The organism is Mesorhizobium sp. P2_B5 (genome assembly GCF_056404775.1).
The window spans coordinates 124,375-145,857 of the sequence record NZ_JBFUDJ010000004.1 but is presented as its reverse complement, the minus strand read 5'-3'; the positions used below and the strand labels follow the sequence as shown (position 1 = coordinate 145,857).

Below are 21,483 nucleotides of genomic sequence, written 5' to 3'. Positions count from 1 at the left end.
GCGCCTTGAGGGGACTTAGACGGCGAGCTTGCGGGCCGTGGTGTGCGTGCCCGCAAGCGAATCGAGGATCGCCTCATAGGGCGCGAGCGTACCCACGGGGCCGACGGCAGTCAGCGTCGGCTTGGTCGAAAACAGCCGTGACGACAGGTCGGTCAGCCGCTCGACGGTCAGCGCCGACAGTCGTTCCATCAACTCCTCCTTGGCGATCGGCCGGCCGAACAAAAGCAACTGCCTGGCGATCTGCGAGGCGCGGCTGGCCGGGCTTTCCGCAGACATGATCAGTCCGGCGCGGTATTGCGCGCGCGCCCGGTCGAGTTCTTCCTGCAGGATGTTTTCGCCGGCCTTCTGCAGTTCGTCGATGATGACGGGCACCAGTTCGGCAATGTCGCTCTGTCCGGTCGCGGCATGCACGCCGAAAATGCCGGTGTCGGAAAAGCCCCAGTGGAAGGCATAGACCGAATAGCACAGGCCGCGCTTTTCGCGGACCTCCTGGAACAGCCGGGACGACATGCCGCCGCCGAGGATCATCGACAGCACCTGCGAGGCGTAGAAGTCGCGCACATGATAGGCGCGGCCTTCGAAGCCGAGCACGATCTGCGCGTCCATCAGGTCGCGATCCTCACGGAAATCGCCGCCCACATACTGCGCATATTGCGGCATGGTGCTGTCGGCCTTGCTGCGGAAGCCGCCGAGCTGCTTTTCCACCTCGCGCACGAAATTGTCGTGCTTGATGTCGCCGGCAGCAACGACCACCATCCGCTCGGCGCCATATTGGCGCTCGATGAAATCGTGCAGCTGTTTGGAGGTGAAGGATTTGACGGTTTCCGGCGTGCCGAGGATCGAGCGGCCGATCGTCTGATGGCGGAACGCCGTCTCGGTGAAACGGTCGAAGACGATGTCGTCGGGCGTGTCGTGCGCGGCGCCGATCTCTTGCAGGATCACATGCTGCTCGCGCTCCAGCTCCTGCGGGTCGAACTCCGATTCCTGCAAGATATCGGCGAGGATATCGACGGCCAGCGGCACGTCGTCGGACAGCACCCTGGCATAGTAGGACGTCGTTTCGACGCTGGTGGCGGCGTTGATTTCGCCGCCGACATCCTCGATTTCCGAGGCGATTTCGAAGGCGCTACGCCTTTTCGTGCCCTTGAAGGCCATATGCTCGAGCAAATGGGCCATTCCGTGTTCTTCGTCACGCTCATTGCGAGCGCCCGACTTGACCCAGGCACCAAGGGCAACGGATTCGAGGCTTGGAAGGGTTTCGGTGGCGACTGTCAGGCCGTTCGACAGACGGCTTACCTCAACACCCATATGGCAAGTACTCCCTAACGCGCTGCCCTTGAGTGGCGGCTCACGTAATCTTCCACCATTTTCAGGTCGGATGGAAGTACCGTGTATTTTTCGTCGGCTGACATCAAGGACCCCAGCCATGCGGGCAGGGCCGGCGACACGCCGCAGGCGGCTTCGACGGCGGCCGGGAATTTGGCCGGATGGGCCGTGCCCAGCACCACCATTGGCACGGCGCCGTCAGCCTTGCCGGCGGCGACATGCACGGCTGCGGCGGTGTGCGGGTCGAGCAGATAGCTGCTGGTTTCCAGCGTCGAACGGATGGTGGCGGCAACCTCATCCATATCAGCGCGGCCGGCGTCGAATTCCAAGCGCATCCTGGCCATTTCGGCCGTTTCTATGGTGAAGGCGCCGGACTGTTTCAGCCCGGCCATATAGCGCCGCACCGTTTCGGCATTGCGGTCGGAGGCCTCGAACAACAACCGCTCGAAATTCGACGACACCTGGATGTCCATCGACGGCGACGTCGTCGCAAACACACCTTTGGTGCGGTATTCGCCGGTCGCGAAAGTGCGCGCCAATATGTCGTTGTCGTTGGTGGCGACGATAAGTCGCTCTATCGGCAGGCCCATCTTCTTTGCGGCATAACCGGCGAAAATGTCGCCGAAGTTGCCTGTCGGCACGGTGAAGGAAACAGGCCTGTCTGGCGCGCCGAGCGAAAGCGCCGAGGAAAAATAATAGACGATCTGGGCCATGATGCGGGCCCAGTTGATCGAATTAACGCCCGACAGCGAGACACTATCGCGAAAGGCGTGGTCGTTGAACATGTCCTTCAGCAACCCTTGGCAATCGTCGAAATTGCCTTCGATGGCCAGCGCCTGGACGTTGGCCGCCGTCGATGTCGTCATCTGCCGCTGCTGCACCGGCGAGACGCGGCCATGCGGGAACAGCACGAAGATATCGGTGCGGTCGCGGCCGGCGAAGGCGTCGATGGCTGCACCGCCGGTGTCGCCCGAGGTGGCGCCGACGATCGTGGCGCGCTGGCCGCGCTCAGCCAGCACATGGTCCATCAGCCGGGCAAGCAGCTGCATGGCGACGTCCTTGAAAGCCAGCGTCGGGCCGTGGAAGAGCTCGAGGATGAAAGTGTTCGGACCGGTCTGCACCAGAGGGCAGACCGCCTGGTGGCGAAAGGTGGCATAGGCTTCGCGCACCAGGCGCTCAAAGACGGGGGCTGCGATCTCGCCGCCGAGGAACGGCGTCAGCACGCGGATGGCGAGGTCGGCATAGGGCAGACCGCGCATGGCGCGGATATCGGCTGCCGAAAACTGCGGCCACACGCGCGGCACGTAAAGCCCGCCGTCGCGCGCCAGCCCGGCCAGCACCGCGTCGGAAAATCCAAGCGCGGGCGCTTCCCCGCGAGTACTCACATATTGCATGTCACAGACCTGTTGCCGCTTGGCGTTTCCGTTCACCACAGAGTGGTTAATTTCTGCGCTGGTTCAGTCGCATTTTTGCCGCGCCGTTGCTATACGTCACCAGCTTTGCGAGAGGGAAGTGCAGTTTCATGGCGTTTTACAAGTTCGACCGTCGCTTTGTCGCGGGTCTGGCGCTCACCGGCTTTATGCTTGCCGCCGCCGGCTGCCAATCGAGCGACAATGGCATCCTCAACCTCGGATTAGGCAAGAAGACCGACCCGAATGCGCCGATACCGCCGCAGGACCCCAAGGTGCTCGCCAGCCAGTTGCAGGCCTACTGCCCGAAAGTGACGTTGCGTGACGGCACCGCCTATTTCAACACCTACGCCAAGGGCGCGTCGCAACCGAAAAAGAAAAAGGTCGACGCCGCGCAGGATGCCGAGGCCGCCGCCGCGCAGACGGCGCCGGATGGCACCATCGTCGACCCGAACAAGGATCCGACCAAGATCATCTACCAGGCCTCGATCAGCGATGTGAGCCGCGATTGCAGCCGTGCCAACGGTCAGCTGACGATGAAGGTTGGCGTTGCCGGCAAGGTCGTGCCGGGACCGTTGTTCACTCCCGGCACCATCACCATGCCTATCCGCATCGCCGTCATGCATGGCACCGACGTGCTTTATTCGCAGATCCACCCGTATCAGATCCAGGTCAGCGATCCCTCGACCGCCACCCAGTTCGTCTTCACCGATTCCAACGTCGTCGTGCCCGAGCCCTCTGCCAAGGACTACCAGGTATATGCCGGCTATGACGAAACCGCGCCGGCGGCGGCGGACAAGAAGTCCGGCAAGAAGAAGCGAGCTCCCGCCACGAACTAAGCCGCACTTGGCCGTCGTCGCTGTTGCGGCGGTGGCTGTCAACTCTTTGAAAGATCAAACGATCTGACCATGACCCTGCAGGAATGCGTCTGCAGGGGGCTGGCGTGTGCGCCTTGGATCCTGGTCCATTGCGCCGGCGCACTTGACTCATTCATATCTCGGCGGTTATACGTCAATCAATAGCTCGCAGGTTATTGATCCCGATGCCAGACGCCCACGACACTCTGTTCAGAACGCTTGCCGACCCGACCCGGCGGGCTATCTTCGAGCGCCTGTGCCGCCAGGGTGAGCAGACAGTGGGAGCGCTGACGGCGCAGTCCGGAGTCTCGCAGCCGGCCGTATCGAAGCATCTGGGCGTCCTGAAGCAGGCCGGACTGGTGCTCGACCGCCACGCCGGACGGCAGACCCATTACAGCGCGCAGCCCGGCGCACTCGCTCCGTTGACCGACTGGACAGTTCAGATGACCGGGTTTTGGGAGAGCCGCTTCGACCATCTCGAGGATCTGCTGAAAAGGATGGACCAGTGAGCAAGCCGGAACTGCGCACCGTCGTCGTCGAACGCGAAATACCCTGGCCGGCGGAAAAGATCTGGCGCGCGTTGACGCAGCCGCATCTGATGGAGGAGTGGCTCATGAAGAACGATTTCAAGCCTGTCATCGGCCACAGCTTCAATCTTCGCGGCGACTGGGGCGGCGTGCTCGATTGCGAGGTGCTGGCCATCGAACCAAACAGGACGCTGTCCTACAGCTGGGATTTTGCGCATGAGGATGCGGCCTACAATCTGAAGAGCGTGGTGACGTTCACACTCACGCCCACGAGCACCGGGACCCATCTGCGCGTCGAGCAGTCCGGCTTCCGTCCCGATCAGAAACAGGCCTATGGCGGCGCCAGGGCAGGGTGGCAGCAATTCCTCACCAAGCTGGAGCAGCTTCTGGCGAAGCCAGATTGAGGCCTGCCGGTACAAGTCAGCGCCATGCCCTGATCGCGGGGCCACCGAACGCATAAAGGAGAAAATCGATGAAGATCAAGCTGACCAGCGTCTATGTGGACAACCAGGACAACGCCCTGCGTTTTTACACCGACGTGCTGGGCTTTGCCGTGAAGGCCGACTTCAGCAATGGGCCTTTTCGCTGGCTGACCGTAACCTCACCCGATGAGCCCGAGGGAACCGAATTGCAACTCGCGCTCAACGACAATCCGGCCGCCAAAACCTACCAGCAGGCCATCTTCAAGCAGGGTCAGCCCGCGCTCATGCTGTTCACCGACGACATCAAGGGCGACTATGAGCGCATCAAGGGGCGCGGCGGTGCGTTCGCCATGGCGCCGACCGAAGTGACCGGCTCGACCATCGCCCAGCTCAACGACAGCTGCGGCAATCTCATCCAGATCACCCAGCTGGCACGCTGGTAAGCGCTCGTTTTCAAGAGGAGGTGGCAATGAACTGGAGCAAATGGATAAGGCAAACCCACCGTTGGCTGTCGATCATCTTCACGCTGACCGTGGCAGCCAATTTCGTCACCATGGCATTCGGGCAGCCTCCGGCATGGGTGGTCTATTCGCCACTCCTGCCGCTCTTCCTGCTGCTGTTCAGCGGGCTTTATATGTTCGTGCTGCCTTACGTCGCCAGGTCGCGCGGCGAGCAGCGCGCGCAAGGGTAGGGACGATGGCCAAGGCGCCCGGAAAATCGAAGGCCGCAAAGCCGGTCACGGCCAAGCCAGCGCCCGCCAAGCCGGTCCTGCTTTCAGGCGGCAACCCGCAGATCGCCAAGGCCTATGGGGATGCTCCCGTGCAGGCCTATATCGCGGCCATGCCGGGCTGGAAAAGCGATGTCGGGCGCCGCCTCGACGCGCTCATCGTCGGCGCCGTTCCCAGCGTCTACAAGGCGGTGAAGTGGAACTCACCGTTCTATGGCATCGAGGGCGAGGGCTGGTTCCTCAGCCTGCATTGCTTCACCAGATACGTCAAAGTCGCCTTCTTCCGTGGCATGTCGCTGGATCCCATTCCTCCCGGCGGCTCCAGGCAGAAGGACGTGCGCTATCTCGACATTCATGAAGGCGAAGAGATCGACGAGGCCAGGTTTGCCAGCTGGGTGAAGCAGGCCAGTAAATTGCCCGGCGAGAAGATGTGAACGGAGGAGACCATGAAGACCAGCGGTGCGAACAAGTCAGAGGCAGGACCCTCTGCCTCCGAGCGGATAGATGCCAGGATCCGCGAGCTGGATGACTGGCGCGGCAAGACGCTCGCCAGCCTGCGCCAGACCATCCTCGACGCCGATCCTGAGATCACCGAGGAGTGGAAGTGGATGGGAAGCCCGGTATGGTCGCGCGACGGCATGATCGCTGTCGGCAACGCCCACAAGGACAAGGTGAAGCTCACCTTTTCGCACGGCGCCAGCCTGCCGGACCCCGGCAAGCTGTTCAACAACGGCTTTGGCGGCAAGGTGTGGCGGGCGATCGACGTTTCCGAGGGCGACGAGATCGATGCGGATGCGCTGAAAGCGCTCGTCCGCGCCGCCATTGCCTATAACAGGGCAAAGAAGAAACCGGCGCGAGCCAAGTCGGTCAAAGCCAAGGACTGAGTTCAGGCGTCCGACCACTCCGACAGCGCGGCAATCACGCTTTTCAATTCGGCCCAGCGGCGGATGACCGTTTCAGCGCCGGCCTCGGTCAGCGCGTCGGCATGGCCGGGGTAGCTATGCGCGGCGCCGGTGAAGCCGATCACGCGCATGCCGGCGGCCCTGGCGCCGGCGACGCCATGCACCGAATCCTCGATGACGAAGGTGTTTGCCGGATCGGCGTTGAGTTTCTCGGCCGCGACGAGGAACACGTCAGGCGCGGGCTTGGTCTTCTTGCTCGGTATCTCCAGCGCTGAAAAAATCCGGCCGGCGAAGAACGGCAGCAGGCCTACCTTCTCCAGCATGAATTCGATCCGCTCCGAGCGCGAATTCGAGCAGACGCAGCGCGGCGCGGTCACCGCGGCCACCGCCTCGCGCGCACCGTCGATGGCGCGCACATCGCTGCGCAATTTGCGGTCGACCAATTCTTCGGCGCGGTCGATCATCGAGGCCTGGAACGGGATCGCGGATTTCTCCTCGACCCGCATCATGATGTCCTTGAAGGTCAGCCCGGCATAGGTTTCGGCGATCTCCTCGGCCGATATTTCGAAGCCGGCGAGTGTCAGCAGCTCGGCCTCGACACGCGCGGCGATGATTTCGGAATCGACGAGCACGCCGTCGCAATCGAAGATGACAAGATCTGGCTGGGGCATGGCAATCCGGAACGCGGGAGGGGACAAAGGCCTGGAGGCGGCTCAGGCGGCGCGGCATACACCAACAGGCCGGGCTGCGCAAATTAACGACGTCAGGGCGGCTGGGTCGGTTGCGTCCTTCACCGAATATTTACGCTGATCGGTAACCATAACGGGGAGTAAACAGTAACGCGTGCTTTGGGTGTAAACATGTCTGCCGTGCGTCTTCTCGACGACCTTTCTCACGCTCCCCAGCAATCCGAGTGGCTGGACACCATCCTCAAGGGCGATTGCGTTGCCGCGCTCGACCGGCTGCCGGAAAAATCCATCGACGTCATCTTCGCTGATCCGCCCTACAATCTGCAGCTCGACGGCGACCTGCACCGGCCCGACCAGTCCAAGGTCGACGCCGTCGACGATGACTGGGACCAGTTCGAGAGTTTCGAGGCCTATGACGCCTTCACCCGTGCCTGGCTGCTGGCGGCCCGCCGTGTGCTCAAGCCCAATGGCACCATCTGGGTCATCGGCTCCTATCACAACATCTTCCGCGTCGGCGCCAAGATGCAGGATCTCGGCTTCTGGATCCTCAACGATGTCGTCTGGCGCAAGACCAACCCGATGCCGAATTTCCGCGGCCGCCGCTTCCAGAATGCGCATGAGACCATGATCTGGGCTTCGCGCGACCAGAAGGGCAAGGGCTACACCTTCAACTACGAAGCCATGAAGGCCTCCAACGACGACATCCAGATGCGCTCCGACTGGCTGTTTCCGATCTGCACCGGCGGCGAGCGGCTGAAGAACGACAATGGCGACAAGCTGCATCCGACGCAGAAGCCGGAAGCGTTGCTTGCCCGCATCATGATGGCCTCGACCAAGCCGGGCGACATCGTGCTCGACCCGTTCTTCGGCTCCGGCACCACCGGCGCGGTCGCCAAGCGCCTTGGGCGCCACTTCGTCGGCATCGAGCGCGAGCAGGCCTATATCGACGCCGCCAATGAGCGCATCGATGCCGTGCGGCCGCTGGAGGGCGCCGATCTCACCGTGCTCACCGGCAAGCGCGCAGAGCCGCGCGTCGCCTTTGTCAGCCTTCTCGACACCGGACTGATGCAGCCCGGCGCCACGCTTTATGATTCCAAGAAGCGCTGGGCCGCCAAGGTGCGCGCCGACGGCACGGTGGCGATCGGCGACAGCGCCGGCTCGATCCACAAGATCGGCGCCGAAGTGCAGGGACTGGACGCCTGCAACGGCTGGACCTTCTGGCACTATGAACGCAGCGGCGGCCTGACCCCGATCGACGAATTGCGCCGCATCGCCAGGCTCGGCATGGAGCGGGCAGGGGCCTGATCGGCCCCTCCGCAACCGCCTGAGATCAGACTTCAATCCCAAAACGCTCAAGGTCCGCCTTGAGCGTTTTTGCATCCGTGAACAGCACAGCCTGCCAGCCGGCCGCCTTGGCGCCGTCGACATTTTTCGGGCTGTCATCGATGAACAATGTGGCTGACGGTTCAAGGCCGAACGCGGCGACATGGTGATCGTAGATGGCGCGGTCGGGTTTGATCTCACGGATGTCGGCCGATACGGTGACGCCGCGCGGGCGGCTGAGGAAGTCGAAGCGCTGGCGAGCCTCGGCAAGCGTGTCGGCGGCGAAATTGGTCAGCATGGTCACGTCGTGGCCGCTCTCAATCAGGCCCAGCATGATGGCGACGCTGTCCTCATAGGCATGCGGCACCATCTCGTGCCAGTTGCGGCGGAAATTGCGGATGTTTTCAGCATGATTTGGGTGTTCGGCAATCAGCAGCGCTTCCGCCTCTTCCCACGTCCGGCCACGATCCTGCTCGATGTTCCAGTCATGCGTGCAGACATTTTCGAAGAACCACTTGCGCTCCTGCGCGTCGGGGATGAGGCGGCTGAACGGAATGCTCGGATCGTAATGGATCAGCACGCGGCCGATATCGAACACGATGTGACGGATTTCAGTCATGTGGGGCCTTTCATGCAAACGCTATTCAACGCGGACGCTTCTTGGTCGCGCCCGGCATCGCCGCTTCGATTACCTTTTTCATGACGGTCGGCAGCGCTTCCCCGGAAATGTCATGGGCCAGCGACCAGAAATGTCCTTCTGGAGCATCACTTTTCACCTGCGCGTGAAAAACTTCAAGTTCGAGCGCGAAATGGGTGAAGACATGCGCGATCTCACCGGCGCGCCGCCAGTCCGCGGGGAAGGGCGCGGCGTCCGTCGTGGTCGCGCCGTCTACCCGCGCGGTCCAGCCGGTGGTCGGCACTTCGGTCATGCCGCCGAGCAGGCCTTTATCCGGCCGTTTGCGCAACAGAATGGCGCCGTCGCCGCGCTCGGCCACAAAGGCGGCGCCGCGCCTGAGCGGCTTGTCGGATTTCGGCAGGCGAACCGGAAAACGCTCGGGGTCGCCCGACAGGATGGCGGTGCAATCCTCGCGCAGCGGGCACAGCATGCAGCGCGGCCGCTTCGGCGTGCAGATCGTGGCTCCGAGGTCCATCATCGCCTGCGCGAAGTCGCCCGGCCTTGTCTGCGGAACCAGTCTTTCGACCAGCGCGCGAATTTCAGGCTTCGCCTCGCTGAGCGGCGTTTCGATCGAATAGAGCCGCGAGATGACGCGTTCGACATTGCCGTCGACGACCGCCGCCGGCCGGTCGAAGGCAATCGCGGCGATCGCCGCCGCCGTATAGGCGCCAATCCCCGGCAATTCCCTCAATCCCGTTTCATTATCCGGAAAGTGGCCGCCGCGCTGCGCGACGAGATCGGCGCAGGCCTTGAGATTGCGCGCCCGCGAATAATAGCCGAGCCCGGCCCAGGCCTTCATCACATCCTCGGTCGGCGCCGCGGCCAGCGCCTCGACATCGGGCCATTTCTCGACGAAAGCGCGAAAATAGGATTTTACCGCTTCGACCGTGGTCTGCTGCAGCATCACTTCCGACAGCCAGATGCGATAGGGATCCGCCCGGGCGCCGCCGGCCGCCGCACGCGGCGTGACCCGCCACGGCAACTCGCGATGGTGTGCGTCGTACCAAGCGAGCAGGCGCGAAGCGACTTCTCCGTCCTCGGATGCGGCCTTGCGGGTCTGTTCGTGCAGTGCCATTGATCGCGGGCTGGCTCTAGGCTGGTGAGGAGCGTGGTTGGAGAACGTACATGGCAGGGAGAACGCCTTACGGCAATCCCGTTCCGGTGAGTGATCTCGCCACCCAGATTCTCGATCCCGTGCTGCGCAAGCGCGCCGGCATTTCGATCGGGCTGGTGCAGTCGTGGGAAGAGATCGCGGGCCCCAGGCTTGCCGGCCATTCGCGCCCTGAAAAAATTCAGTGGCCGCGCCGCATGCACGAAGACGATCCGTTCGAGCCGGCGACGCTGGTTATCGCCTGCGAAGGCATGGCGGCACTGCATCTGCAGCACGAGACCGGCGAAATAATCAACCGGGTCAACGGCTTCCTCGGCTTCAACGCAATCGGCCGCATCAGGATCGTGCAGAAACCGGTGCTATCGGAGAAAGCCCGGCCGAAACCGGCTCCGAGGCCTCTGACATCGGTCGAAAAGGCCAAATTGTCCGATACGGTCGGCAAGATCGAGGATGACGGACTGCGCGCCTCGCTGGAGCGGCTGGGCGCCACCATTCTCGGCGAGAGGAAGCGGCCAGGGTAATCAGCCGGTCATGAACCCGTCACCAATCTCGCGCATTCGTGATGATGCATGTAGAGTTAGGCGATTGGAATGGGGACAGCGATGCCTTAATTCCCGCCAACTCTCGCCTTTTCTAGCCTTTGCATTGCAAAATCCAACCATAGTCAGGTGATTCGCATGAACCGTAGCTTGTCCCGCAGAAACCTCCTGTCTTCGCTGGCCGTTATTCCGGCAGTGGCACTGCTCGCCGCATGCAGCGACTCCGGCGAGGACGCCAAGGCAGCGGACGTCAAGCCTGCAACGCCTGCCGTGCCAGCCGCGACGCCTGCCACGCCGGCCGCCGCCAAGGCACCGGACTCGACGGGCGACGTCAACATGGCCGAGCTGCTGAAGCCCGGCGCTCTGCCCGACAAGCAGCTCGGCAAGGACGACGCCAAGGTCACCATCGTCGAATATGCCTCGATGACTTGCCCGCATTGCGCGCATTTCGCTGCGACCACCTTCCCTGAGTTGAAGACCAAGTACATCGACACCGGCAAGGCCCGCTACATCCTGCGCGAATTCCCGTTCGACCCGAGCGCCGAGGCCGGTTTCATGCTGGCGCGCTGTTCAAAGGACAATTATTTCCCCATGGTGGACGTGCTGTTCAAGCAGCAGGCCAACTGGGTCGGCGTCAACAACACCAAGGATGCCCTGCTGCAGATCTCCAAGCTCGCCGGTTTTACACAGGAGTCCTTCGAGGCCTGCTTGACGGACCAGAAACTTCTGGACGATGTGAGATCGGTCCAGAAGCGCGGCGCCGATGAATTCAAGGTCGACTCGACGCCGACCTTCTTCATCAACGGAAAGACCTACAAAGGTGCGATGTCGATTGAGGAAATATCGGCCATCATCGACCCTCTGCTCTGACGTCCAGGCGGCGCCGGAGCGACTGCGCTTTGGCGTCTGCGCACCTCTGCGACCTGTAGGCAGGCGCGAATGAAGTTTTCGCGCCTTCGCCTCCTCGGCTTCAAGTCCTTCGTCGAACCCGGCGAGTTCGTCATCGAACGCGGCCTGACCGGTATTGTCGGGCCGAATGGCTGCGGCAAGTCGAACCTTGTCGAGGCGATGCGCTGGGTGATGGGCGAAAGCTCCTACAAGAACATGCGCGCGTCCGGCATGGACGACGTGATCTTTTCAGGTTCGGGAACGCGCCCCGCGCGCAACACCGCCGAAGTCACGCTGTTCCTCGACAACAGCGACCGCACCGCGCCCGCCGCTTTCAACGACGCCGATGAGTTGCAGGTGTCGCGCCGCATCGAGCGAGAGGCCGGCTCGCTCTACCGCATCAACGGCAAGGAAGCCCGCGCCAAGGACGTCCAGCTTCTGTTCGCCGACCAGTCGACCGGCGCGCGCTCGCCCTCGATGGTCGGCCAGGGCCGCATCGGCGAGCTGATCCAGGCCAAGCCCCAGGCGCGCCGCGCGTTGCTCGAAGAAGCCGCCGGCATTTCCGGCCTGCACACCCGCCGCCACGAAGCCGAGCTTCGGCTGAAGGCTGCCGAGCAGAATCTCGAACGGCTGGACGACGTCGTCGGCGAACTGGAAAGCCAGATCGAAAGCCTGAAGCGCCAGGCGCGCCAGGCCTCGCGCTTCAAGAACCTGTCGGCCGATATCCGCAAGGCGGAAGCCACGCTTTTGCATTTGCGCTGGACGCTGGCCAAGACCCAGGAAGGCGAGGCGCGCTCGGCGCTGGCCGTTGCCACCGCACTGGTCGGCGACCGCGCTTCGGCGCAGATGAGCGCCGCCAGGGAGCAAGGCATCGGCGCGCATCGGCTGCCCGATCTGCGCGATGCCGAAGCCGCCGCTGCCGCCGCCTTCCAGCGTCTGTCGATTGCCAAGGCGCAGATCGAGGAGGAAGCCGGCCGCATCCGCGCCCGCCAGGCCGAGCTCGAGCGCCGCCTGCAGCAACTCGACGGCGACATCGCCCGCGAAGAGCGCATGGTGCGCGACAATGCGGATATCCTCGAGCGCCTGCGCGAGGAAGAAGCCACGCTCAATTCCGAAAATGCCGGGGCCGCCGAACGCGAAGCCACCACGCGGGCCGCTTTCGAACAGGCCGGCGCGACACTCTCGCAGAGCGAAGCCAGGCTTGCCGCGCTGACCGCCGAACGGGCCGAGGCGGCCGCCTCGCGCAACCAGATCGAGCGCACGCTGCGCGAAACCGCCGAACGCCGTGACCGTTTTGCCCGGCAGCTCGCCGACGTCGACCGCGAATTGTCCGAGATACTGTCCAAGGTCGCGGGCTTGCCCGACCCTGCCGAGAAGCGTGCTCTGGTCGAGGATGCGCTCGCCCGGCTGGAGGAGACCGAGGCCGGCGCCATATTAGCCGAACAGGCGGTCGCCGAGGCGCGCGCCGCTGAGAGTGCCGCCCGTCCGCCACTGCAGGACGCCAGGTCAGAACTGGCCGGGATCGAAACCGAAGCGCGCACGCTGGCCAAGATCCTGAATGCCGCCAGCGGCGATCTTTTCCCATCGGTGCTCGAACAGCTCAGCGTCGAGCGCGGCTATGAGACGGCCCTAGGTGCTGCCCTTGGCGAAGACCTCGGCGTGCCGCTCGACCGCAGCGCGCCGGTGCATTGGGGCGAAAGCCAGGTCCAGCCAAGCGATGCGGCTTTGCCGGAAGGCATCAAGAGCCTCGCCAGCGTGGTGCGCGCGCCTTCGCAGCTTGCACGCCGGCTGGCGCAGATCGGCATCGTCGACGCCACTGACGGCCGCCGGCTGCAGGCCCTGCTTGCGCCCGGCCAGCGGCTGGTCAGCCGCGACGGCGCGCTGTGGCGCTGGGACGGCTTGACGGCAAGTGCCGATGCTCCGACGGCGGCAGCACAGCGGCTGGCACAGAAGAACCGGCTGGCCGAACTCGATGCCGAGGCGGTGCAGGCGACGCAGATCGTGCGCGAGGCCGAAGCCGCCCTTGCCCAGGCCGAACAGGCGCTGCGCCAGGCAAGCGAGGCCGAGCGCAACGCCCGCCAGGCCGGACGCGATGCCCAGCACGGGCTGGACGCCGCGCGCAACGCGCTGGCCGAGGCCGAAAAGGCCGGCGGCGAACTGGCAAGCCGTCGCGCCGCCCTGGACGAAGCGCGCGCGCGCATCGTCGACAGCCATGAAGAGACGGCCGCTGCCTTTGCCGAGGCCGAAATGCTGCTGCAGGACGCGCCCGATCTCGGCGACCTGCAATTGCAGCTCGAACAATCCGCCGCCAATGTCGGCAGGGATCGCGCAACCCTTGCCGACGCGCGCGCTGTCCACGAGGGCTTGCGCCGCGAAGCCGAGGCGCGCACGCGCCGGCTTGATGCCATCGGCGCCGAGCGCAGCAGCTGGCTGCAGCGGGCCGAAAACGCCTCGACGCAGATCGCCTCGCTCGGCGAGCGCAGGGCCGAAGCCGAGGCAGAGCGCGAGACGCTGGCCGATGCTCCCGACGAGATCGACGCCAGGCGCCGCGCACTGCTGTCGCAACTGACCGAGGCCGAGACTTTGCGCAAGGCCGCTGCCGACCGTCTGCAGGAGGCCGAGAACAAGCAGGCGGAGTTGGACAAGGCCGCCACCGCGGCGATCCAGTCGCTGGCCGACGCCCGCGAAACTCGCGTCCGCGCCGAGGAGCGGCTGACCGCTGCCGACGAACGCCGGCTCGAGGTCGAGGCGCGTATCCAGGAAACGCTGAACACGCCGCCGCATCTGGTCATCCGCCACACCGGTCTGGAAGTCGATAGCCCGATGCCGGAAATGGCCGACATCGAGCGCCAGCTCGACCGGCTGAAGGTCGAGCGCGAGCGGCTTGGCGCTGTCAATCTGCGCGCCGAGGAAGAGCAGAAGGAACTGTCGGACCGGCTGGAGACCATCGTTTCCGAGCGCGAGGACATCATCGAGGCGATCCGCAAGCTGAGGCAAGCGATCCAGAGCCTGAACCGCGAGGGCCGCGAGCGGCTGCTCGCCGCCTTCGACGTCGTCAACGGCCATTTCCAGCGGCTGTTCTCGCATCTGTTCGGCGGTGGCACGGCGGAACTGCAGCTGATCGAATCCGACGATCCGCTCGAAGCCGGGCTCGAAATCCTGGCGCGTCCGCCTGGCAAGAAGCCGCAGACCATGACGCTGCTCTCCGGCGGCGAGCAGGCGCTGACAGCGATGTCGCTGATCTTTGCGGTGTTCCTGACCAATCCGGCGCCGATCTGCGTGCTCGACGAAGTCGACGCGCCGCTCGACGATCACAATGTCGAGCGTTTCTGCAATCTCATGGATGAAATGGCCGCGACCACCGAGACGCGTTTCGTCATCATCACCCACAATCCGATCACCATGGCGCGCATGAACCGCCTGTTCGGCGTGACCATGGCCGAGCAGGGCGTCAGCCAACTGGTGTCGGTCGATCTGCAGGCCGCCGAGGCGATGCGCGAGGCGAGCTGACGCGTCGGCTTGGACAGTGGCCTCAATCCCGGCTTTCGACTATAGCACCAATGGAATGCAGCCAATCACCCCCGATGGCTGGCTTGGTCATGTGTCTGGAGAACGTTGTTGCCTGTACTCGTCACCGGAGCCGCGGGGTTCATTGGAAGCCATGTCTGCCATCATCTGCTGAACCGTGGCGAAGCCGTCGTCGGCGTCGACAATATGAACGACTACTACGACCTGGCGCTGAAGGAAGGCCGGCTCGCCCGCCTCAAGCCACACAACGGCTTTTCCTTTCACCAGCTCGACATCGCCGAGCCGGGCGCTCTCGCCGATGCGCTGGCCGGGCAAGGCATCGTCAAGGTCGTGCATCTGGCAGCACAGGCGGGCGTGCGCCATTCGCTGGATAATCCCAGGCTCTATGTCCGTTCCAACGTGGTCGGCCATCTCGAAGTGCTCGAATTCTGCCGCGCAACGGTCGGCTTCGAGCATCTGGTCTATGCCTCGTCGAGTTCGGTCTATGGCGGCAACCGCAAGGTGCCGTTTGCCGAGACCGACCAGGTCGACAGGCCCGTCTCGCTCTACGCGGCCACCAAGAAGGCTGACGAGCTGATGAGCCACACCTACGCCCATCTCTTCGGCCTGCCGCAGACCGGCCTGCGCTTCTTCACCGTCTACGGTCCGTGGGGCCGGCCCGACATGGCCTATTGGCTGTTCACCCAGGCGATGCTCGAGGGCAAGCCGATCCGCGTCTTCAACGATGGCGAGATGTGGCGCGATTTCACCTATATCGACGATGTCGTGCGCGCCATCGTCGCCGTGCTCGACAAGCCGCCGGCGGAAGTGCCGCCATGCCGGATCTACAATGTCGGCAACAACCGGCCCGAGCGGCTGGACGATTTCATCGCCACGCTGGAGCGGCTGCTCGGCGTAACCGCGATGCGCAACAACGAGCCGATGCAGACCAGCGACGTCGAGCAGACCTATGCCGACATGACGGCCCTGGAACGCGATTTCGGCTTCCGGCCGAGTGTCTCGATAGAGGACGGGCTGAAGAAATTCGTCGACTGGTACCGGTCGGAATGGATGACGAGGTCGGCAGACCGCTGACTGCCGAAAGCCGGCCATGATGGCCATGGCCTCCGACCCCAGAAATCATCCCGCGCGCGAGACGACGACGGTGCAAGCATCGCCAGCCAAACCGACTGAAGCGGGTCCCGGCCTGTTCGGCCGCGCAGCACGCATCTTTGGCCGCAAGACGAACTGATTGTCTTGTCGAATCAACGCGCACCTTCGGTCGCCGGAAAACGATGGGACGCATAGCGCCTCAACTCAACTCATTCTGCCAAAAACGTTGCGCGAACGAATTCGTGTTTTCGCCAATTCGGCAGGCGCCCGTTTATCGGAGGCCAAAGAAGCTCAGTATCGCAATCACGATGACCACTGCTCCGACGAGCCAAATTATGTTGTTCACAATATCTCTCCCGAAAATTTGTTGCTGAGAGTGAACTCGTCAGAGCCTACTAATGTTCCCGCATTTCTCTGCGTCGAAACGAATGGCCGCCATCCATTTCGTCTGCCGTCAGACTAAGGTCCGAACTGGGTATGACTGAAGTCCTGGCGTCAGAGCCATAGGTCGAAGGTGAGCAACCTATGCCCTCCCAATACATTGCAACCAGGCTGCCGAGTATGAGTCCCTTCATCGGCGGTCAATCGGGTGCCCGCCATTCTCCAGAGACTAGCGGGCGCCCGATTGTCGTGGGACCGCCAATCGGCGTGACGTTTCAACAACGAGGCTAATAGTGACCTTTGTCCAGAGATCCGTGCGTGAACGCGCAACCACCCGACCCGCAAACGACAACGACAGTCCTACGGAAGTTTCTTCGGTCCTTGATCTCATACCGTGGGCTGACGACGACAAGGTCGCTGACCTTGTCAGGCGAACAGAGCGCCTGGCAATCGCCGTGCTTATCGCGATGGCGATTTTGCTGATCTTGGCACCGGTGGCCTACTTTGCACTTTCTTACGGGATCTGAGACAGCCTGATTGGTTCGTCCTTTCGGAAATCCTGAAAGGCCGAGGGTCTTCCTCGCAAGACAGATGCTTCACACCACAGATCAGGTGATCGAACGCGACTACATAGAGGGTCGTGCGCTGCTTTGTTGAGCTGCGCAACTCCTCGTGGCGGCTTTGAAAGAGCGTCCTGCCAACAAGACCTGGTGTCGAAACTGCCTCTTTCGACATGCGGTGTTGCGCGGGAGCATCCGTCACTGATCGCGTAGCGTGACCCAAAGACACCACCCGGAACCAAAGGGATGGGAGGCGGTTATCCCCGCGAAGGGATGATTGGCAGATGGATATATTGCAATGAAAACAATGATCGTGAGCGCTTTGGCGCTGTTCATCGCGATGCCGGCGGTAGCTTCGGCAGCCGAAGCTGACGTAATCATCACAACCCACCATCGACATCACCACAAGACCGTCAAGATCATCAATGACCAGGGTCAACGCCTTCATCACCGTAAACACGGCACGGTTGCCTTCTACGACCACGGCCGCAGACATCATCGTCCGGATACTGTTATCGTGACCGGCTCGATCGAGCGTCGCCATCATCGGCATCGTCATCCCGTCATCATCCAGGACGACAGCGACTACTGATCCTCTTCGTACGGCCCGGCTCTGTGGATGGAGTCGGGTCGCGTGGGGAGCCAGATAGCCACTGACGGCAGCCATTCATGGCGTCTGTAAAATCATTGATTTCAAAAGGCGTGTGAATTGGCTGGGGTTCCTGGAAGCTTTTCGAACTTTCTGGGTCGCGCCTCAGCCCGAATTGCGTGTGCTTATAGGTCGGCGGGAGCTTAACGATCGGCCCGTTCCCAAAGATGCGACTCGTCCGTTTGGATAAGATCGGTTTCAGGCATTGCTATTCGCGTTCACATTTGGTTGCAGTGCAACAAGTCGACGCCTGTTGGTCTTGACAAACCAAGCGAACAATTGTCCCAAGGGGTCCAATGAAGAATCTTGGCCGAATGTCGATTGCAGGAATTGCGCCACTCCGCGCGGTGCTTGCGGTCATGTTTCTGGTCATGTCTTCTCTCCAGCCTGGCCTTTTCGCTAGCGCGAACGCCACCGGTTTTCACAGCGACTCCGGTGTGACGCTCCAGGTCGAGAAATCTCCGCACGACGCTGGCGGCCACGTTGGCCACCACGAAGATGCGGCCGGGGCGGCCGAAACGGATGTGGACAAGAAACATCCCGATAGTGAGAAATCTGCAGACGACAGCTGCGAGGTCCACTGCGCGCCGGCGCATGCCGTGCCGGTCGACTGTCCTGGCCTGGACCGCGCTGTCTCCCGCTGCTTTGTCGCCGACCTTGCTGAAGCGTTGGTAGGCGGCGAGTATACAGCGCTTATAAGGCCTCCCAGACACCTGAACTGACGCCGCCCATCGAGGGCGTTCGCGCGCAGCGTGCGGATCCGTTCCGGCGCGGCCTAACGCACACGTTCAGCTTCAGGTCTACAATGAAATTCGCAAGTCTCGCGATGCTCGCATCGCTGTTGGTTGCCGGATGCGCGGTAACCACCCCACCGACCGTCCTTCCAGCTTTCGATCCGTCCGATCCCGTGATGGGCATACGTGATGCGCACTATCACCCGGTCGTCACCAATTACCACCAGCGGGAGCCCGTCGATCCGCAGAACTGGCGGCGTCTCAATGAAGAACGCTCCCCTGCAACAACCGGAGCCGGATCATGATGCGACGGTTCCTGAACATAGCTGCGGCCATGACCATTCCGCTGATTGCAGCCGGATGTACGGCCACCGCTGGCCCTGACGGCGTCTCCGACCCCGTCGCTGGCTTCACGACAGTCGCGGCACGCACCGGAGCTGTGACGGGCAAGAGAACGGCTTGGGTGCAGTCTCGCGAGAACGCGCAGGCTCTCTCCGCGCAAGTGAAGAGCCTGGTTCAGAACAAGACCATTGGTCCGGACGTCGCGGTGCAGGTAGCCCTGCTCAACAACAAGGGCTTGCAGGCCGCCTACGCCGAGATCGGTCTGTCGGCGGCCGATGTCTGGCAGGAAGGGATGCTCGTCAATCCGACAATCTCGGTCGGTATGATCGGCATCGATCCCGTACGCACGATCGAGGGGGCTGTTGCCAGCAACATCCTTGCGCTGATGACCCGTCAGCGACGCGTCGCGGTCGCGGATACGCGCTTCCGCCAGGCCCAGCTGCGTGCCGCCGAAGAAACGCTACGGCTCGCCGCAGACACGCGGCGGGCCTGGATCAATGCTGTCTCGGCCTGGGAGAGCGTTTCCTATTTGAACAAGGCGCAAGCCGCCGCCGACGCTGCCTCGGAACTCGCTCAAAAACTTGGGGAGACCGGCGCCTTCACAAAGACTGGCCAAGCCCGCGAACACGTCTTTTATGCCGAGATCACTGGTCAGGCTGCGGAGGCGCGGCTCGCCGCCCGGACCGCCAAGGAAGAGCTCACCCGGCTGATGGGTCTATGGGGACCGGACGTCGATTACTCAGTTCCCAACACGCTTCCAGCCCTGCCAAAGGGCGCCAAGGCCAAACGCGCGATCGAGGCGGAGGCGCTAAAAAACCGCGTCGACCTCGAGATCGCGAAGCTTGAGCTGGAAGCGTTGGCGAAATCCTACGGCCTGATTGAGGCAACGCGCTACGTCACCGATCTCGAACTTCTCTCCGGCGTGGAAGTGGAACGCGAGGAGTCGGAGGAGGGCGGAACGGAGACGAGTGTCTCACCTACTCTCGAGCTTGAGTTCGTCATTCCGATTTTCGATACCGGCCAGGCCCGCATGCGCAAGGCCGAGCTTGCCTACGTGCAAGCCGCAAACCGGATGGCGGAAAAGGCGGTCAACATCCGCTCCGAGGCCAGGTCCGCCTATGACGCCTACCGCTCGACCTATGACATTGCTCGGCACTATCGCAACAGTGTTGTGCCGCTGCGAACAAAGATAGAGGCGGAGTCGGTCCTCACCTACAACGGTATGATCACCAACACGTTCGAGCTTCTGGCGGACACCCGCGCGAAGATCAGCTCGATCATGCTCTCCCTCAACGCCAAGCGCAATTTCTGGCTGGCCGACGTCAATCTCGGAACCGCCATCCATGGCGGCGGAAGCTTGTCGGGGCCCGGCGAGGCACCGGCCGCTGCCGAAGCGGGCGCCGAAGGCCACTGAACCCAAGGAGAAGAAAATGCTTTCAAGACGTCAACTACTCGGCGCGGGAGCCTTGCTCGCCGGCGCCACGGCGTGGACCAAGACCTCTGCGATGGGCTTGCCGGATGCCGCTGTCATGGAATCGCCGGACATGCAGCCACCGATATTTCCGACGAGCGGCCCGGACTACCAGCCGGTCGTGACACTCAACGGTTGGACACTGCCCCACCGCATGAACAACGGTGTGAAGGAATTCCACCTTGTCGCCGAGGCGGTTGAGCGGGAACTGGCGCCCGGCATGACCGCCTATCTCTGGGGTTACAACGGCCAGTCTCCAGGTCCCACCATCGAGGCAGTCGAGGGCGATCGGGTCCGTATCTTCGTGACCAACAAGCTGCCGGAGCACACGACGGTCCATTGGCACGGCATGATCCTGCCCAGCGGCATGGACGGCGTGACCGGCCTAACCCAACCCGGCATCCCCTCCGGCAAGACGTTCGTCTACGAGTTCGATCTCGTGAAGAGCGGCACCTTCATGTACCACCCGCACGCCGACGAAATGGTACAGATGGCCATGGGGATGATGGGCTTCTTCGTTATCCATCCTAAGGACCCGAAGTTCATGCGGGTGGACCGCGACTTCGTGTTTCTGCTGAATGCCTACGACATCGAGCCCGGATCGTACGTTCCGAAAATCATGACTATGACCGATTTCAACCTGTGGTGTTGGAACAGTCGCCTATTCCCCGGCATCAGTCACCTTGTCGTGTCCAAGAACGACAAAGTGCGGGTCCGGGTCGGCAACCTGACCATGACCAATCATCCGATCCACATGCATGGGTACGACTTCGAGGTGACCTGCACCGACGGGGGCTGGACACGCCCAGAGGCTCGCTGGCCGGAAGTATCGATCGACATTCCCGTCGGCGCCATGCGTGCCTACGAGTTCGAAGCCAAGTATTTGGGCGACTGGGCGATCCACTGCCACAAGTCGCACCATACCATGAACGCCATGGGCCATGACGTACCTACGCTAATCGGTGTCGACAACTCGAAGGTCACCGACAAGATCCGCCGTGTCCAGCCCGAATACATGGCGATGGGTGACCGCGGCATGGCTGACATGGGCGAGATGGAAATGCCGCTTCCCGACAATACAATCCCAATGATGACGGGTTGGGGTCAGTTCGGCGCCATCGAAATGGGAAGCATGTTCTCGGTCGTGAAGGTTCGCGAGGGCCTGTCCGCGAACGATTACGCCGATCCCGGATGGTACCAACATCCAGAAGGAACCGTCGCCTACGAGTGGACCGGTGATGTTCCAACTCCCACAAAATCAGGCGACGCAAAAACGATGGCCCCGGCAGTGCACGGCGGTCACGGCAAACAGGGATGAGAAACCGAAACC

Annotated in this window: 23 protein-coding genes; 18 read left to right on the top strand and 5 right to left on the bottom strand. The window is 62.7% G+C overall.

Annotated features, from left to right (window positions below; all coding sequences use genetic code 11):
- Window positions 1-15: 15 nt before the first annotated feature.
- Both AC1D1N_RS16320 and thrC read right to left on the bottom strand, forming a co-directional pair.
- Window positions 16-1,308, bottom strand: coding sequence for a M16 family metallopeptidase (locus AC1D1N_RS16320; protein ID WP_142866738.1), 1,293 nt, complete (start codon window positions 1,306-1,308; stop codon window positions 16-18).
- Between the two features lie 14 nt (window positions 1,309-1,322).
- Window positions 1,323-2,720 carry a threonine synthase gene (thrC, locus tag AC1D1N_RS16315; protein ID WP_477349719.1) on the bottom strand — a complete coding sequence of 466 codons (1,398 nt, stop codon included), beginning with the start codon at window positions 2,718-2,720 and terminating at the stop codon, window positions 1,323-1,325.
- A 128-nt stretch (window positions 2,721-2,848) separates the two neighbouring features.
- Here thrC and AC1D1N_RS16310 point away from each other — a divergent pair, with 128 nt between their 5' ends.
- The 7 genes from AC1D1N_RS16310 to AC1D1N_RS16280 all read left to right on the top strand — a co-directional run bounded on the left by AC1D1N_RS16310 (window position 2,849) and on the right by AC1D1N_RS16280 (window position 6,152).
- Window positions 2,849-3,574, top strand: coding sequence for a hypothetical protein (locus AC1D1N_RS16310; protein WP_477349717.1), 726 nt, complete (start codon window positions 2,849-2,851; stop codon window positions 3,572-3,574).
- Window positions 3,575-3,777: 203 nt separating this feature from the next.
- On the top strand, window positions 3,778-4,101 hold the full coding sequence (locus tag AC1D1N_RS16305) for an ArsR/SmtB family transcription factor (protein ID WP_112563924.1): 324 nt from the start codon (window positions 3,778-3,780) through the stop codon (window positions 4,099-4,101).
- Window positions 4,098-4,523, top strand: coding sequence for an SRPBCC family protein (locus AC1D1N_RS16300; protein WP_477349715.1), 426 nt, complete (start codon window positions 4,098-4,100; stop codon window positions 4,521-4,523). The genes AC1D1N_RS16305 and AC1D1N_RS16300 overlap by 4 nt, the downstream gene beginning before the upstream one ends.
- A gap of 68 nt (window positions 4,524-4,591) precedes the next feature.
- Entirely contained in the window at window positions 4,592-4,984 is a 393-nt protein-coding gene (locus tag AC1D1N_RS16295; protein WP_112564249.1) for a VOC family protein, read from the top strand.
- A gap of 26 nt (window positions 4,985-5,010) precedes the next feature.
- Window positions 5,011-5,232 (top strand): hypothetical protein, encoded by a 222-nt coding sequence (locus AC1D1N_RS16290; protein WP_477349713.1) that lies wholly within the window; start codon window positions 5,011-5,013, stop codon window positions 5,230-5,232.
- A gap of 5 nt (window positions 5,233-5,237) precedes the next feature.
- The gene (locus AC1D1N_RS16285; protein ID WP_477349711.1) at window positions 5,238-5,702 is read left to right on the top strand and encodes a DUF1801 domain-containing protein; all 465 of its coding nucleotides are present in this window, start codon (window positions 5,238-5,240) and stop codon (window positions 5,700-5,702) included.
- A 12-nt stretch (window positions 5,703-5,714) separates the two neighbouring features.
- A complete protein-coding gene (locus AC1D1N_RS16280) occupies window positions 5,715-6,152 on the top strand; it encodes a DUF1801 domain-containing protein (protein WP_477349709.1) in 438 nt (145 codons plus the stop codon).
- A gap of 2 nt (window positions 6,153-6,154) precedes the next feature.
- Here the strand turns inward: AC1D1N_RS16280 and AC1D1N_RS16275 are convergent, their stop codons facing one another.
- Window positions 6,155-6,841, bottom strand: a complete 687-nt coding sequence (locus AC1D1N_RS16275; RefSeq protein WP_455860105.1) for an HAD family hydrolase — start codon at window positions 6,839-6,841, stop codon at window positions 6,155-6,157.
- A 189-nt stretch (window positions 6,842-7,030) separates the two neighbouring features.
- Between AC1D1N_RS16275 and AC1D1N_RS16270 the strand changes: the two genes are divergently transcribed.
- Entirely contained in the window at window positions 7,031-8,164 is a 1,134-nt protein-coding gene (locus tag AC1D1N_RS16270) for a DNA methyltransferase (RefSeq protein ID WP_477233859.1), read from the top strand.
- Between the two features lie 25 nt (window positions 8,165-8,189).
- On the opposite strand, the gene AC1D1N_RS16265 is transcribed toward AC1D1N_RS16270, so the two are convergent.
- Both AC1D1N_RS16265 and mutY read right to left on the bottom strand, forming a co-directional pair.
- On the bottom strand, window positions 8,190-8,801 hold the full coding sequence (locus tag AC1D1N_RS16265; protein WP_477349707.1) for an HAD family hydrolase: 612 nt from the start codon (window positions 8,799-8,801) through the stop codon (window positions 8,190-8,192).
- Window positions 8,802-8,826: 25 nt separating this feature from the next.
- A complete protein-coding gene (gene mutY, locus AC1D1N_RS16260) occupies window positions 8,827-9,933 on the bottom strand; it encodes an A/G-specific adenine glycosylase (RefSeq protein WP_477349705.1) in 1,107 nt (368 codons plus the stop codon).
- 50 nt (window positions 9,934-9,983) lie between these two features.
- Between mutY and AC1D1N_RS16255 the strand changes: the two genes are divergently transcribed.
- The 10 genes from AC1D1N_RS16255 to AC1D1N_RS16210 all read left to right on the top strand — a co-directional run bounded on the left by AC1D1N_RS16255 (window position 9,984) and on the right by AC1D1N_RS16210 (window position 21,471).
- Window positions 9,984-10,490: a DUF721 domain-containing protein gene (locus AC1D1N_RS16255; RefSeq protein ID WP_436258895.1), complete on the top strand. Its 507-nt coding sequence runs from the start codon at window positions 9,984-9,986 to the stop codon at window positions 10,488-10,490.
- 156 nt (window positions 10,491-10,646) lie between these two features.
- Window positions 10,647-11,378, top strand: a complete 732-nt coding sequence (locus AC1D1N_RS16250; protein WP_436258896.1) for a DsbA family protein — start codon at window positions 10,647-10,649, stop codon at window positions 11,376-11,378.
- Between the two features lie 69 nt (window positions 11,379-11,447).
- Window positions 11,448-14,906 carry a chromosome segregation protein SMC gene (gene smc, locus AC1D1N_RS16245; RefSeq protein ID WP_477349702.1) on the top strand — a complete coding sequence of 1,153 codons (3,459 nt, stop codon included), beginning with the start codon at window positions 11,448-11,450 and terminating at the stop codon, window positions 14,904-14,906.
- Between the two features lie 108 nt (window positions 14,907-15,014).
- Window positions 15,015-15,998 carry an NAD-dependent epimerase/dehydratase family protein gene (locus tag AC1D1N_RS16240; RefSeq protein ID WP_477349700.1) on the top strand — a complete coding sequence of 328 codons (984 nt, stop codon included), beginning with the start codon at window positions 15,015-15,017 and terminating at the stop codon, window positions 15,996-15,998.
- A gap of 692 nt (window positions 15,999-16,690) precedes the next feature.
- Window positions 16,691-16,924, top strand: a complete 234-nt coding sequence (locus AC1D1N_RS16235; RefSeq protein WP_112563947.1) for a hypothetical protein — start codon at window positions 16,691-16,693, stop codon at window positions 16,922-16,924.
- A 331-nt stretch (window positions 16,925-17,255) separates the two neighbouring features.
- Complete coding sequence (locus AC1D1N_RS16230) at window positions 17,256-17,549, top strand: hypothetical protein (RefSeq protein ID WP_436258900.1); 294 nt, start codon at window positions 17,256-17,258, stop codon at window positions 17,547-17,549.
- 353 nt (window positions 17,550-17,902) lie between these two features.
- On the top strand, window positions 17,903-18,328 hold the full coding sequence (locus tag AC1D1N_RS16225; RefSeq protein ID WP_477349697.1) for a hypothetical protein: 426 nt from the start codon (window positions 17,903-17,905) through the stop codon (window positions 18,326-18,328).
- 83 nt (window positions 18,329-18,411) lie between these two features.
- The gene (locus tag AC1D1N_RS16220) at window positions 18,412-18,645 is read left to right on the top strand and encodes a hypothetical protein (protein ID WP_436258902.1); all 234 of its coding nucleotides are present in this window, start codon (window positions 18,412-18,414) and stop codon (window positions 18,643-18,645) included.
- Complete coding sequence (locus AC1D1N_RS16215; RefSeq protein WP_477349695.1) at window positions 18,642-20,096, top strand: TolC family protein; 1,455 nt, start codon at window positions 18,642-18,644, stop codon at window positions 20,094-20,096. Before AC1D1N_RS16220 ends, AC1D1N_RS16215 begins: the two co-directional genes overlap by 4 nt.
- Before the next feature lie 16 nt (window positions 20,097-20,112).
- A complete protein-coding gene (locus tag AC1D1N_RS16210) occupies window positions 20,113-21,471 on the top strand; it encodes a multicopper oxidase family protein (protein ID WP_477349693.1) in 1,359 nt (452 codons plus the stop codon).
- The last annotated feature ends 12 nt before the right edge of the window (window positions 21,472-21,483 follow it).